Annotated in this window: 15 protein-coding genes; 10 read left to right on the top strand and 5 right to left on the bottom strand. The window is 63.5% G+C overall.

What is annotated here, in order from left to right:
- Positions 1–5: 5 nt before the first annotated feature.
- From RHODMAR_RS18785 to RHODMAR_RS18775, 3 genes are read right to left on the bottom strand one after another with little or no spacing between them, the layout of a single operon-like run.
- Positions 6–419, bottom strand: a complete 414-nt coding sequence (locus tag RHODMAR_RS18785; RefSeq protein ID WP_008717578.1) for a molybdenum cofactor biosynthesis protein MoaE — start codon at positions 417–419, stop codon at positions 6–8.
- Entirely contained in the window at positions 412–1,431 is a 1,020-nt protein-coding gene (gene moaCB / locus RHODMAR_RS18780) for a bifunctional molybdenum cofactor biosynthesis protein MoaC/MoaB (RefSeq protein ID WP_042939847.1), read from the bottom strand. Before moaCB ends, RHODMAR_RS18785 begins: the two co-directional genes overlap by 8 nt.
- Positions 1,419–2,609 (bottom strand): molybdopterin molybdotransferase MoeA, encoded by a 1,191-nt coding sequence (locus tag RHODMAR_RS18775; RefSeq protein ID WP_042939861.1) that lies wholly within the window; start codon positions 2,607–2,609, stop codon positions 1,419–1,421. Before RHODMAR_RS18775 ends, moaCB begins: the two co-directional genes overlap by 13 nt.
- 184 nt (positions 2,610–2,793) lie before the next feature.
- Here RHODMAR_RS18775 and moaA point away from each other — a divergent pair, with 184 nt between their 5' ends.
- Both moaA and RHODMAR_RS18765 read left to right on the top strand, forming a co-directional pair.
- On the top strand, positions 2,794–3,849 hold the full coding sequence (moaA, locus tag RHODMAR_RS18770; protein ID WP_042939860.1) for a GTP 3',8-cyclase MoaA: 1,056 nt from the start codon (positions 2,794–2,796) through the stop codon (positions 3,847–3,849).
- Entirely contained in the window at positions 3,842–4,126 is a 285-nt protein-coding gene (locus RHODMAR_RS18765) for a MoaD/ThiS family protein (protein ID WP_008717569.1), read from the top strand. Before moaA ends, RHODMAR_RS18765 begins: the two co-directional genes overlap by 8 nt.
- A gap of 32 nt (positions 4,127–4,158) precedes the next feature.
- Here the strand turns inward: RHODMAR_RS18765 and nadE are convergent, their stop codons facing one another.
- Complete coding sequence (gene nadE, locus RHODMAR_RS18760) at positions 4,159–5,004, bottom strand: ammonia-dependent NAD(+) synthetase (protein ID WP_008717567.1); 846 nt, start codon at positions 5,002–5,004, stop codon at positions 4,159–4,161.
- Between the two features lie 59 nt (positions 5,005–5,063).
- Here nadE and RHODMAR_RS18755 point away from each other — a divergent pair, with 59 nt between their 5' ends.
- On the top strand, positions 5,064–5,852 hold the full coding sequence (locus tag RHODMAR_RS18755) for a fructosamine kinase family protein (RefSeq protein ID WP_008717565.1): 789 nt from the start codon (positions 5,064–5,066) through the stop codon (positions 5,850–5,852).
- A gap of 10 nt (positions 5,853–5,862) precedes the next feature.
- Here RHODMAR_RS18755 and RHODMAR_RS18750 read toward each other — a convergent pair whose 3' ends face one another.
- A complete protein-coding gene (locus RHODMAR_RS18750; protein ID WP_008717563.1) occupies positions 5,863–6,462 on the bottom strand; it encodes a TetR/AcrR family transcriptional regulator in 600 nt (199 codons plus the stop codon).
- Positions 6,463–6,566: 104 nt separating this feature from the next.
- On the opposite strand from RHODMAR_RS18750, the gene RHODMAR_RS18745 reads away from it, so the two are divergent.
- From RHODMAR_RS18745 to nrdF, 7 genes are all read left to right on the top strand, one after another.
- Complete coding sequence (locus RHODMAR_RS18745; protein WP_008717560.1) at positions 6,567–7,133, top strand: NAD(P)H-dependent oxidoreductase; 567 nt, start codon at positions 6,567–6,569, stop codon at positions 7,131–7,133.
- 43 nt (positions 7,134–7,176) lie between these two features.
- Entirely contained in the window at positions 7,177–7,299 is a 123-nt protein-coding gene (gene ykgO, locus RHODMAR_RS18740; RefSeq protein ID WP_042939845.1) for a type B 50S ribosomal protein L36, read from the top strand.
- Positions 7,300–7,706: 407 nt separating this feature from the next.
- Positions 7,707–7,940, top strand: a complete 234-nt coding sequence (locus tag RHODMAR_RS18735) for a redoxin NrdH (RefSeq protein WP_008717558.1) — start codon at positions 7,707–7,709, stop codon at positions 7,938–7,940.
- Positions 7,941–7,964: 24 nt separating this feature from the next.
- A complete protein-coding gene (gene nrdI, locus RHODMAR_RS18730; RefSeq protein WP_008717556.1) occupies positions 7,965–8,426 on the top strand; it encodes a class Ib ribonucleoside-diphosphate reductase assembly flavoprotein NrdI in 462 nt (153 codons plus the stop codon).
- Positions 8,427–8,461: 35 nt separating this feature from the next.
- The gene (gene nrdE / locus RHODMAR_RS18725) at positions 8,462–10,627 is read left to right on the top strand and encodes a class 1b ribonucleoside-diphosphate reductase subunit alpha (RefSeq protein ID WP_008717554.1); all 2,166 of its coding nucleotides are present in this window, start codon (positions 8,462–8,464) and stop codon (positions 10,625–10,627) included.
- A 91-nt stretch (positions 10,628–10,718) separates the two neighbouring features.
- Complete coding sequence (locus RHODMAR_RS18720) at positions 10,719–11,813, top strand: type IV toxin-antitoxin system AbiEi family antitoxin domain-containing protein (protein ID WP_008717552.1); 1,095 nt, start codon at positions 10,719–10,721, stop codon at positions 11,811–11,813.
- Positions 11,814–11,861: 48 nt separating this feature from the next.
- Positions 11,862–12,827 carry a class 1b ribonucleoside-diphosphate reductase subunit beta gene (gene nrdF, locus RHODMAR_RS18715; protein WP_008717549.1) on the top strand — a complete coding sequence of 322 codons (966 nt, stop codon included), beginning with the start codon at positions 11,862–11,864 and terminating at the stop codon, positions 12,825–12,827.
- The last annotated feature ends 18 nt before the right edge of the window (positions 12,828–12,845 follow it).

The following is a 12,845-nucleotide window of genomic DNA, read 5'->3' as shown; positions in this document are numbered from 1 at the left end:
CTGCCCTACAGGCCGACCCACTCGGTGCGTCCCCCCTCGAAGCCCTGCCGCTTCCAGATCGGGACCTCGGCCTTGATGCGTTCGACGAGTCGGGCACAGGCTTCGAATGCTTCGGCGCGATGAGCCGAACCGACGGCTGCCACGAGGGCGAGGTCGCCGACGCGCAGATCGCCGACGCGGTGTACTGCGGCTACTGCCAGGCCCGTGTCGGCGGAGACCTCCGCGCAGCATCGGCTCAAGAAGCGTTCGGCATCGGGGTGAGCGCGGTATTCGAGGGTTTCCACAGCGTGGCCACCATCGTGATCACGGACGATCCCGCTGAACAGCACAACGGCACCGTGCCGTGAATCCTGCACCGCTGCTTCCACTTCGGCGGTACTCAATGGTTCACTGGAAATTCGCGCGACGAGTTCACTCATCGTGGGGTCCTCCTCCGGCGATCTGGGCCAGCACATGGTCGAGTAGGGGATCGAGGACGGCCAGACCGTCCTTGACGCCGCCGGGCGAGCCCGGCAGATTGACGGTCAGCGTCCGTCCGATCAGGCCCGAGACGCCTCGGCTGAGCACCGCGTGCGGCGTCGCAGACGTTCCGCGGGTACGGATCGCGTCGGCGATCCCCGGCATGTCGATATCGAGTAGTGCCGCTGTCGCCTCGGGGGTCGCGTCGGTCGGGGATACGCCGGTGCCCCCGGTGCTGACGATCAACGACGGTTCGCCGCGGAGGGAGTCTTGTAGACCCGCCGCGATGTCGGCATCGGCGTACACCAGCGGACCCCGCACGGTGAAGCCTCGATCGGACAACCACGATGCGATCGAGGGTCCGGTGGTGTCCGGCCGAGTCCCGTTCGCGCCGCCGGTGGACGCCACCAGAACCACTGCGGATCGTGTCGACTCGACCGTCTGCGAAGCCTCGGCGGTAGGGGAGGTGCGTGCCTCGTCGCGCTGCCAATGGCCGTGCTTTCCGCCGTCCTTGGTGATCAGCCGAACCCCGTTCATCGTGGCACCCGGGTCGACGGCCTTGACCATGTCGTGCAGCGTCAGTCCGGCCACCGCGACTGCGGTCAGTGCCTCCATCTCCACTCCGGTGCGCCCGGTGGTGCGCGCTGTTGCCTCGACCGTGATGGACGACTCGGTGAACTCGAACGAGATCTTGACCGACGAGAGCGCGAGCTGATGACACAGGGGGATCAGTTCCGATGTCCTCTTCGCCGCCGAGATGCCCGCGATGCGCGCGGTGGCGAGAACATCGGCCTTGGGCATGTCGTCCGCGCGCACGAGCGCGATGACTTCGGCAGTGGTGACGAATTCTCCGGCCGCGACGGCCGTTCGCGAGGTCTCCTTCTTGTGCGCTACATCGACCATGCGAGCGCGGCCCTGATCGTCGAGATGAGACAGATGGGAATGCGGGGCGTCGGTGGTCACAGTGGCCATACCTCCACGTCGGTTCCTGCGGCGAGTTCGGTTGTGTCGGAGTCGATGTCGATCAGAACGTCCGCCCATGCCAGGGCCGCTACCAGGTGGGAGCCGGGGCCGGCCACGAGCTCCACCCGGCCGTCGTCACGCAGCCTGCCACGCAGCAGCTGTCTTCTGCCCGGCGCAGACACGACCGGTTCGTGCAGAGACGCAGTGCGGGGGAGCACCGGGGACAGGCCTGCGGCCTTCCGAACGATGTTGCGCGCGAACATGATGTACGAGACCACCGTACTGACGGGGTTGCCGGGGAAGCTGAGAACAGGAATACCGTCGAACATCGTCATGCCCTGCGGCCCGCCCGGCTGCATACGAACCGAGCCGAAGTGGCCGCCGAGTGGCCGGAGGACATCCTTGACCACCTCGAAGTCGCCCATCGAGACCCCGCCGGATGTGATGATCAGCTCCGCCGACTGCGCTGCCTCGTCGAGAATCTCGCGAAATCGGCTCGGATCGTCGGAGCTTCGCGCGACCGCGACCACCTCCGCGCCGCTGGCCTGAAGATGTGCGGCAAGGGTGATGCCGTTCGAGTCGTAGATCTGGCCGGGCGTGAGCGCCGATCCGGCATCCACCAGTTCGGCACCGGTGGTCACCACGGCCACGCGTGGCCGCGAACGGACGTCGACCTCGGCGAAGCCGACCGCCGCGAGAACGGAGATGTGCCGGGGTTCGAGCGCCCGACCGGCCTCGATCAGAATTGTTCCGACGCGGACGTCGCTGCCCTGTTCGCGAACGAATGCACCTGCCGCGCGGCCCCGTTCGATCGTCACCGAACCCACGGTAGGGACGGTGGTGTCCTCGACGGGGACGATGGCGTCGGCTCCGTCGGGGATCGGCGCTCCGGTCATGATCTTCGCCGCGCTACCCGAGGCCAGCACCGCCGCCTCCGTGGGGCCTGCGGCGATGACGGTCGAGACCGGAAGCGTCACCGGGGTCGTGGCCACCGAACGAGAATCGACCGCGTAGCCGTCCATCTGCGAATTGCGGAACAGTGGCAGATCGACCGGTGATCGAACGTCCTCGAACGAGACGCGTCCCAGGGCCTCGGCCAGAGGGATGCGTTGCGCAGTTCTGGTACCCAGCGCAGCGAGCATGGCCTCGACCGCGGCGGCATGTTCCTCGACGGATACGGCGCTCACTGCGTAGGTCCGGTGATCGCGCACTTGTGCTCAGCCGTCATGGGTGATCATCCTAGGCACGCCGACAAGGCTGCCGAGTGTGGGCTGCGGCATACTGGGTAGACACGTTCAGGACATGCATGCTGGATCGACGAAGGTGAGGTACGAGGTGACGGTGGACAGTGTCACCTCGCTCGGCATTCCGGTGTTCGGCGGAGCTGCGGGCGACCGTTCATCGGCGCAGGTGAATTCCGTGGCCGATCGGCCGGACGTGCCCCATCTGATCGATCGCTTCGGGCGCGTCGCGCGGGACCTGCGTATCTCCATCACCGAGAAGTGCTCGCTTCGGTGCACCTACTGCATGCCGGAGGAGGGCCTTCCGGCAATTCCTGCGGCGAATTTGCTCACGCCCGCCGAAATTGCACGCGTGGTCTCGGTATCGGTGCGTTTGCTGGGTATTCGCGACGTGCGTTTCACCGGTGGCGAGCCCCTCATGCGACGCGACCTCGACGAGATTTTGCGGCTCAGCGCCGAGGCAGCGGAGGGCGTGCCGCTGTCGATGACCACCAACGCAGTCGGCTTGGAGCACCGGGCGCAGTCGTTGGCGGACGCCGGGCTGACCCGGGTGAACGTGTCGTTGGACTCGGTCGACCGGGCAGATTTCGCACGGCTGACCAGGCGAGACAGGTTACCGTCCGTGCTCGCCGGGATCCGTGCGGCGCAGCGAGCAGGGATGACGCCGGTCAAGGTGAATGCAGTTCTGATGCGCGACACACTCTCCGGTGCAGTCGACTTGCTGAGGTGGTGTCTCGACGAAGGGGTTGCGCTCCGCTTCATCGAGCAGATGCCACTCGACGCCGATCACGAATGGGCTCGCAACAACATGATCGACGCCCAGACCCTGATCGACGAACTCTCGACCGCATTCGACCTGCGCGCCGTCGGCCGCGCCGATCCGTCCGCTCCCGCCGAGGAATGGAGTGTCGACGGTACGGACGCCACGGTCGGCATCATCGCGTCGGTGACGCGGTCGTTCTGCGGAGATTGTGACCGCACGAGGGTGACTGCAGAAGGAACCATTCGCTCGTGCTTGTTCAGTGACGACGAAACCGATCTTCGCGCGGCACTTCGCGGCGGCGCCACCGATGACGAATTGGCGGCCGTGTGGCGCGGGGCGATGTGGAACAAGTGGGCAGGGCACGGCATCGACGCCGAGGGCTTCGTACCGCCCGCCCGCAGTATGGGAGCCATCGGTGGATGACGTGCAGGCGAGCGGTGACGCCGCGCCGCAGACTCGGGTCGAGGTGCGGTACTTCGCCGCCGCCGTGGACGCATCGGGTTGCGACTCCGAGTACGTCACCGTGCCGACCGGAGCAACTCTGGCGGAGCTGCGTGAGTTGATCCGGTCTCGGCACGGTGCACCGATGGAGCCGATCCTGCGAGTGTCGGCCTATCTGGTCGGAGACGACCTCACCCGCGATCTCGACCGTGCGATCGGGAGCAGGGTAGACGTCTTGCCGCCGTTCGCCGGCGGCTGACCTACGTTCGGCTCAGCCACCGGCCGTCGAGCTCAGCGGCTGGTTTTCCACCAGTCGTCGAACGGCGTCACCGGCACGGTGCGCTTGTGGCGGGTGGCCATGAACATTTTCTCCAGCTTCTCGGCAACGTCGTCGGTGACCTCTCTGCCCTCGAGATAGTCGTCGATCTGCTCGTACGTCACGCCGAGGGCTTCCTCGTCGGGTAGGGCCGGGCGATCGTCTTCGAGATCGGCGGTGGGAACCTTTCGCCACGTGCTCTCCGGAGCACCTAGTTCACGGAGCAATGCCGCCCCTTGACGCTTGCTCAAGCCCGTCAGTGGAGTCAGATCGACACCTCCGTCGCCGAATTTGGTGAAGAAACCGGTGATGGCCTCGGCAGCGTGGTCGGTGCCGACGACGACGTACCCGAGCTCTCCGGCGATGGCGTACTGCGCGACCATCCGCTGGCGGGCCTTGACGTTGCCTCGAACGAAATCACGCATTTCGGCGGTGCCCAACGCGTCTGCCGTTGCAGCTGCGGCGGCATCGGCGGCTGCCTTGATGTCGACCGTCACCGTCCGGTCGGGGTCGATGAACCGCAGCGCGATCGACGCATCGTCCTCGTCGGCTTGCACGCCGTAGGGGAGCCGAACGGCAACGAACTCGACCTCGTGGCCGTCGGCTCGCAGTTCGGTTGCGGCCTGCTGGGAGAGCTTGCCGGTGAGTGTGCTGTCTTGTCCGCCGCTGATACCGAGCACATATCCGGAGGCCGGAGTCGACTTCAGGTAGTCCTTCAGGAAGTCCACCCTCCGGCGGATCTCCGTGACCGGGTCGATGGTCGACTGCACAGCCAGCTCACGCATGATTGCGGTGCGACGTTCCGAGTTGATGAGTCCCATCACGTCATCCTAATGACGCGTGCAGGTCTGCGGCTCGCACACGCGCCGTCGTAGTGTCGGTGTTCGTGAGCGGACCATCCGATACTTTCGTGAAACGAAACCCCGAGGCGCACCCGGACTTCTTCGCCGCCGAGGCGGCCGGGCTCGGCTGGCTCGGCGAGACAGGTGCCCCTGTAGTCCGAGTTCTCGGACGCGGGCCGACGTACATCGAGCTCGAACGTCTCGTTGCGGCCCGTCCATCGCTCTCCGCGGCCGAACGATTCGGGCGTGTGCTGGCCGAGATGCACACTGCGGGAGCTGTCGGATTCGGCGCACCGCCGGTCGGCTCCGATGGCGCGCCGTTCGCGGGTCGACTGTTCATCGGATCCCGGCCCATGAGCAGTACGGTGCACGAGACGTGGGGCGCGTTCTATGCGGCCGAGCGGGTGCTGCCATTTCTACGAATCGCTGTCGATGCCGGAAATATCACGCATTCGGAGGCATCGGTTGTCGAATCGGCCTGCAGCCGAGTTGCAGCCGGGGAATTCGACGATGCGGAGCCGCCCAGCCGACTTCACGGTGACCTGTGGAACGGCAACGTGTTCTGGACCGAGGCGGGTGTGGTGATGATCGACCCGGCGGCGCACGGCGGCCACCGCGAAACCGACCTGGCGATGTTGGCGCTGTTCGGATGTCCACACCTGGAGGCGATCGTCGACGGCTACGAGGCCTCGCGGCCGCTGGTAGCAGGGTGGCGCGAGCGCACCCCGCTACATCAGCTGCATCCACTCGCCGTCCACGCTGCCGGGCACGGCCGTTCGTACGGCGCGGCGCTGCACTCCGCTGCGGTGGCAGTCGAGAGGCTGTGAAACCGGCGGGCTAGCGAACGCGAGTTACTCTGCGTACCAAATCTTCCCAGCCGTCGGCCAGGCGATCCATCGTCATTCCGAGATCGCGGTACTGGTGCAATACCAAGGTGGCTTCCAGTGGTGTGAGCAGCCAGTGCGTCAGCAGCGGAAGGTCGCCGTCCAGGTCGGCGGCACGGAGCAGCGACAGCACGTGGGTGAAGTTCACCATGTGCGCCGGGGCCGAGTACCGAGCGTCGGCCGACGTCTCGGCAGCGCGCAGCACCTCGCCCTGAATCTTGACGAACTCGAGGCGCGCCCGACCGAAGGCGACGAGACGGTCGATCGGATCGGCCCCCGGGCCGAGCGGCGGTTCGCCGAACATGAAGGAATGCTGCAACTTCTGTTCGGTGTGGTCCAGCAGCGATCGCATCAGCCCGGCCCGGTTCCCGAAGCGGCGAAACACGGTGCCCTTGCCCACTCCTGCCCTGTTCGCTACTGCGTCCATGGTGATGGCGTCGGCTCCGACGGTGGCCACCAGTTCCGTTGCGGCATCGAGCAGTAGCCGGCGGTTGCGCGCTGCGTCGCATCGCTCGGAGTCCTCGCCCGCAATGGGCAGCATGGGGCCGGTCACAGAAAACAGCCTACCCTGCTGGGAACATAAATGGACCATGGTCCGTTTGGATGGTATGAATTGACCAGACGATCACGTCATCCGAACTTTCGAAGGAAGATCTCATGTCAGACGCTCATGTACTCGTTCTCGTCGGAAGCCTGCGCGCCGAATCGGTGAACAAGCAGATCGCCGAGACTGCTGTGGCCGTGGCACCGTCCGATGCCCAGGTCGTGGTGTACGACGGCCTCGGAGATGTCCCCTTCTACAACGAGGATATCGACGTGGAGGGATCCGTACCGGCGTCCGCGCTCGATCTGCGGGCCGCGGCAGGCAAGGCGTCGGCCCTGCTGCTGGTCACACCCGAATACAACGGCACCATTCCTGCCGTGTTGAAGAACGCCATCGACTGGCTCTCGCGTCCGTACGGTGCGGGTGCCATGGTGGGCAAGCCGGTCGTCGTCATCAGTGCTTCGCCCAGTGGCAACGGCGCCAAGTGGGCACACGAGGACACGAGCAAGGCGGTTCGTATCGCCGGTGGGTCGGTGCTCGAGGACGTTCAGCTCTCCATCGGCGGGACCATGGACAAGTTCGGCTCGGCGCACCCGCGTGAGAACACCGAGGTGTCCGGTGAGATCGGCCACGTGATGGCCGAGTTGGTCAAAGCCTCGAACGAACTCGTCAGTGCTTGATACCTCCATGGTATCGGTAATCGTTTTCATGTAGCCTGAGCTCATGAAGGTGAGAAACTCTCTGAAATCGCTCAAGAGCAAGCCCGGCGCACAGGTGGTACGTCGCCACGGCACCGTGTTCGTGATCAACAAGAAGGAGCCGCGATTCAAGGCGCGACAGCGCTGACGTTCGCACTGTCCACGATGTGGGGCCCTCGGACAATTGTCCGGGGGCCCTCGTCGTGCGCGTGACCGGTCGCTGGGGGGCGTCACTGTGGCCGCTGCCCCCGGTTGTGATCGACAACACGTCGACGATGTGACGTGCGACACGCCGAAGCGGCTGGATTTGTCCCGGCGCTCAGCGCCGTGACCAGCGAATACCATGGATGTTGTTCGCAACATCTCGTGTTGTAGTCAGATGTCGGACACTAGGTGTAGTGTTTGTCCGACCGAGAGACCACAACTCGAAGAACCTGAGAATACGGGTTCGAGCAGGTCGAAGTCGCCCTGAGCGGGAGATGTTCTCGGTGCCGCACGCAGAGCACATCGGTCGCCGTCGGTGCACCCGATGGCGACAACGGAAAGAGGGACACCATGAGCATCACCGTTTACACCAAGCCCGCCTGCGTTCAGTGCAATGCCACCTACCGCGCTCTCGACAAAGCGGGCATCGAGTACTCCGTCGTCGACATCTCGCAGGATCCAGAGGCGCGTGACTACGTCATGGCGCTGGGCTACCTGCAGGCTCCAGTTGTCGTCGCAGGCGAAGATCACTGGTCCGGCTTCCGTCCGGATCGCATCAAGACCCTCGCCGTGAACGCCGCTTGAACAGAACGAGAAAGTGAGTGAGCGGTGAGTTCGCAGCCGCAGTCCTCCAACTCACTGGTGTATTTCTCCAGCGCATCCGAGAACACACATCGTTTCGTCTCGAAGCTGGACATTCCCGCAACACGCATACCGCTTCGTGATCCCGACGCCACGTTTCGTGTCGACTCCCCTTACGTTCTGATCGTGCCGACGTACGGGGGAGGGGCCACCTACACCGGGCGCGACACCAATTACGTCCCCAAGCGAGTGATCAAGTTTCTCAACGACAAGCACAATCGGTCGTTGATACGAGCGGTCATCGCTGCCGGAAACACCAACTTCGGTGATTCGTTCTGTTTTGCGGGAGATGTCATCTCGCAGAAATGTGCAGTCCCGTACCTGTACCGGTTCGAGTTGATGGGCACTCCCGAGGACGTTGTTCGGGTACGCGAGGGACTCGAAGATTTCTGGGAGCGCGAGGTTCGTCGCGCCGCCCACACTCACTAGCGCAAACACACCAGGCAACATTAGGAGCATTCGCCGTGGCACCGACCATCACCGACGCAGCACCAGTACCCACCACCGCCCACGGCGACGGCGACATGGATTACCACGCGCTCAATGCGATGCTCAATCTGTACGGCCCCAACGGCGAGATCCAGTTCGAGAAGGACCGTGAGGCTGCGAATCAGTACTTCCTGCAGCACGTCAATCAGAACACCGTGTTCTTCCACGATCTGGACGAGAAGCTGGACTACCTCGTCGAGGAGAACTACTACGAACCCGAGGTGCTGGATCAGTACTCACGCGAGTTCGTCAAGTTCCTGATCGATCATGCGTACTCGAAGAAGTTCCGATTCCCCACGTTCCTCGGTGCGTTCAAGTACTACACCTCGTACACGCTCAAGACGTTCGACGGCAAGCGCTACCTCGAGCGCTTCGAAGACCGGGTGTGCATGGTCGCGCTGACGCTCGCGGCCGGCGACGAGGCCCTGGCCACCGATCTCGTCGACGAGATCATCGCCGGCCGGTTCCAGCCCGCGACACCCACCTTCCTCAACTCCGGCAAGAAGCAGCGCGGTGAGCCCGTGTCCTGCTTCCTGCTGCGTATCGAGGACAACATGGAGTCCATCGGCCGGTCCATCAACTCGGCGCTGCAGCTGTCCAAGCGCGGCGGCGGAGTTGCGTTGTTGCTGAGCAACATTCGTGAAGCCGGTGCGCCCATCAAGCGCATCGAGAACCAGTCCTCGGGTGTCATCCCGATCATGAAGCTGCTCGAGGATTCGTTCTCGTACGCCAATCAGCTCGGTGCCCGTCAGGGTGCGGGCGCGGTCTACCTGCATGCCCATCACCCCGATGTCTACAAGTTCCTCGACACCAAGCGTGAGAACGCGGACGAGAAGATCCGCATCAAGACGCTCTCGCTCGGAATCGTCATCCCGGACATCACGTTCGAGCTGGCCAAGAAGAACGAGGACATGTACCTGTTCTCGCCGTACGACGTCGAACGCATCTACGGCGTGCCGTTCGCCGACATCAACGTCTCCGAGAAGTACTACGAGATGGTCGACGACAAGCGGATCCGCAAGACCAAGATCAAGTCGCGTGAGTTCTTCCAGACTCTCGCCGAGTTGCAGTTCGAGTCCGGCTACCCGTACATCATGTACGAAGACACCGTCAATCGCGCGAATCCGGTGAAGGGCAAGATCACTCACTCGAACCTGTGCTCGGAGATCCTCCAGGTCTCGACGCCGTCCACGTTCAACGACGACCTCTCCTACAGCCATGTCGGCAAGGACATCTCGTGCAACCTGGGCTCGCTGAACATCGCCAAGACGATGGACTCGCCCGATTTCGGGAAGACCATCGCCGTGGCCATCCGCGGTCTCACCGCCGTGTCCGACCAGACGCACATCTTCTCGGTGCCGTCGATCGAGCAGGGCAACAACGATTCTCACGCGATCGGTCTGGGGCAGATGAACCTGCACGGTTACCTCGCACGCGAGCGCATCCACTACGGATCGACCGAGGGAATCGACTTCACGAACATCTACTTCTACACCGTGGTGTTCCACGCGATCCAGGCGTCGAACCAGCTGGCGAAGGCGCGCGGCCAGTACTTCAAGGGATTCCCCGACTCCAAGTACGCGTCGGGTGAGTTCTTCGACAAGTACACCGACCAGGTCTGGGAGCCGTCGACACCGAAGGTCGCCAAGCTGTTCGCCGATTCCGGCGTATCCATCCCCACGCAGGCGGATTGGGTTGCGTTGAAGGCCTCGGTGCAAGAGCACGGAATCTACAACCAGAACCTGCAGGCCGTCCCGCCGACCGGCTCCATCTCGTACATCAACAACTCCACCTCGTCGATTCACCCGGTGGCGTCGAAGATCGAGATTCGCAAGGAAGGCAAGATCGGGCGCGTCTACTACCCGGCACCGTACCTCGACAACGACAACCTGGATTTCTACCAGGACGCGTACGAGATCGGGTACGAAAAGATCATCGACACCTACGCTGCCGCAACGCAACACGTCGATCAGGGCCTGTCGTTGACGTTGTTCTTCAAGGACACCGCCACCACTCGCGACATCAACCGCGCGCAGATCTACGCATGGCGCAAGGGCATCAAGACGCTGTACTACATCCGCCTGCGTCAGTTGGCGCTCGAGGGCACCGAGGTCGAGGGCTGCGTCTCCTGCATGCTGTAGGGCTGCGCCCTCGTGCGCCTTTTGCACCCCTGGAGGGGTGCAAAAGGCGCACGACAAAAGGTGTCGTACCCGCTGGGCAGGATGACCGTCCATGGAACATGGTCGGGGGGACGATCGAGAACTGCAGGTTCTCATCGATACGCAGCGGGGGCTGTTCACGCAGTCGCAGGTCTCGGAGTTGGGGTACAGCAGAAGTCGTGTTCGCAAACTGGTGGCGAGTGGCGCGTGGATTGCCGTGCTCAGGGGCGTCTACTCCATCTTCACCGGGCCGTTGACGCGCGAACGGATTCTGATGGCAGCACTTCTGTACGGAGGTGGACACGCAATGCTGAGCCACCGGTCCGCGGCCGAGGAGTGGGGTTTTCGGCAACCGGATCCCACAGCTGCAATCCATGTGACTGTGCCATACGGGAAGTCGGCACGTAACCAACGGTCTTCGACGCGCACTGCCCCTGCTGTCGGGGCACGGCTGACGGCGGGTATCGGATCGTCGCTTCATCCCGGCGTCCTCGTGCATCGATCCCGCGCACACCGGCATATCGGGGTACCCGGCGACATGCCGCGCACGACGTTGGTGGACACAGCAATCGATCTCGCGGTGTCCGAACCGACGCCCAAGCAGGCTTTCGCGAGTCTGGTGTCGTCGGTGACCGATCGCAGAATCCGGCTGACCGACCTGCGGGAGCAGATCGCTGTCCGACGGCCGTACCGGTACTGCACGGTGCTCGGAAAGGCCATCGATCTGCTTGCGACTGGAGTTCAGTCGGTTCTCGAGCTCGAATACGCAACCAACGTCGAAGCAGCTCACGGGCTTCCGGTTGCCGAGCGGCAGAGTGTGGTCCAGGTCGATGGACGCAGTCTCTACGAGGACGTCGTCTATCGACTCGCGTCACGAACGTTGACGGTGCGTCTGGACGGTCGCCGCTTTCATTCGATGCGCGAGATCGCTTTTCGGGATCGGCGACGCGACAACGCGGCGGAGCTCGCCGGCCGTGCCCGTCTCGTCTTCGGGTACGAAGAAGTCAGCAGCGATCCGTGCGGTGTGGCGACAGACGTGGCACGGGTTCTGCGGCGTGAGGGGTGGGATGGCGTCCCCACGTCGTGCGCCTTTTGCACCCCTGGAGGGGTGCAAAAGGCGCACGACACAGATGTTGTGTCAGCTATTGATGTCCCACACAACGGGTAGTGTTCAGGCAAGCCAGTATTCGGCAGATTTCCTCGGTAGATAGGACACATGGTGAAGCTCATCGATCGCGTCTCCGCAATCAATTGGAATCGGGTCCAGGACGACAAGGACTCCGAAGTGTGGGAGCGCCTCACCAGCAACTTCTGGTTGCCGGAGAAGGTGCCGGTGTCCAACGACATTCCGTCGTGGGCCACCTTGACCGCCGTCGAGAAGCAACTGACGATGCGGGTGTTCACCGGATTGACGCTGCTCGACACCATCCAGGGCACGGTCGGAGCGGTGAGCCTCATTCCGGATGCCATCACGCCCCACGAGGAGGCGGTGTACACCAACATCGCATTCATGGAGTCGGTGCACGCCAAGAGCTACAGCTCCATTTTCTCCACCCTCAGCTCCACCCGCGACATCGACGATGCGTTCCGCTGGTCCGAGGAAAACGTCAACCTCCAGCGCAAAGCCGAGATCGTCCTGAACTTCTACCACGGTGACGACCCGCTCAAGCGCAAGGTCGCCTCGACGCTGCTCGAATCGTTCCTGTTCTACTCCGGCTTCTACCTGCCGATGTACTGGTCCTCGCGCGCGAAGCTCACCAACACCGCAGATCTGATCCGCCTGATCATCCGCGACGAAGCCGTCCACGGGTACTACATCGGCTACAAGTACCAGAAGGGTCTCGAGAAGGTCAGCGAGGCGCAGCGGGAAGAGCTCAAGAACTACACGTTCGAGCTGCTGTTCGAGCTGTACGACAACGAGGTCGAGTACACCCAGGACCTCTACGACGAGATCGGCCTGACCGAGGATGTCAAGAAGTTCCTGCGCTACAACGCCAACAAGGCGCTCAACAACCTCGGCTACGAAGGCCTGTTCCCCAAGGACGAGACGGACGTGAATCCGGCAATCCTGTCGGCTCTGTCGCCGAACGCCGACGAGAACCACGACTTCTTCTCCGGTTCGGGCTCCTCGTACGTCATCGGTAAGGCCGTCAACACCGAAGACGAGGACTGGGACTTCTGACTCCCGATCTACACCGGG

This window comes from Rhodococcus sp. AW25M09 (assembly GCF_000333955.1).
In the GTDB taxonomy this organism is placed as follows: domain Bacteria; phylum Actinomycetota; class Actinomycetes; order Mycobacteriales; family Mycobacteriaceae; genus Rhodococcoides.
This window is presented reverse-complemented; position numbering and strand designations above follow the sequence as displayed.

Excerpts from the sequence above, each read along its gene's own strand:
- RHODMAR_RS18720 (WP_008717552.1), top strand. The coding sequence starts at position 10,719 with ATGGAACATGGTCGGGGGGACGATCGAGAACTGCAGGTTCTCATCGAT.
- RHODMAR_RS18745 (WP_008717560.1), top strand. The coding sequence starts at position 6,567 with ATGTCAGACGCTCATGTACTCGTTCTCGTCGGAAGCCTGCGCGCCGAA.
- RHODMAR_RS18735 (WP_008717558.1), top strand. The coding sequence starts at position 7,707 with ATGAGCATCACCGTTTACACCAAGCCCGCCTGCGTTCAGTGCAATGCC.
- RHODMAR_RS18785 (WP_008717578.1), bottom strand. The coding sequence starts at position 419 with ATGAGTGAACTCGTCGCGCGAATTTCCAGTGAACCATTGAGTACCGCC.
- nadE (WP_008717567.1), bottom strand. The coding sequence starts at position 5,004 with ATGGGACTCATCAACTCGGAACGTCGCACCGCAATCATGCGTGAGCTG.
- moaCB (WP_042939847.1), bottom strand. The coding sequence starts at position 1,431 with ATGGCCACTGTGACCACCGACGCCCCGCATTCCCATCTGTCTCATCTC.
- nrdF (WP_008717549.1), top strand. The coding sequence starts at position 11,862 with ATGGTGAAGCTCATCGATCGCGTCTCCGCAATCAATTGGAATCGGGTC.
- ykgO (WP_042939845.1), top strand. The coding sequence starts at position 7,177 with ATGAAGGTGAGAAACTCTCTGAAATCGCTCAAGAGCAAGCCCGGCGCA.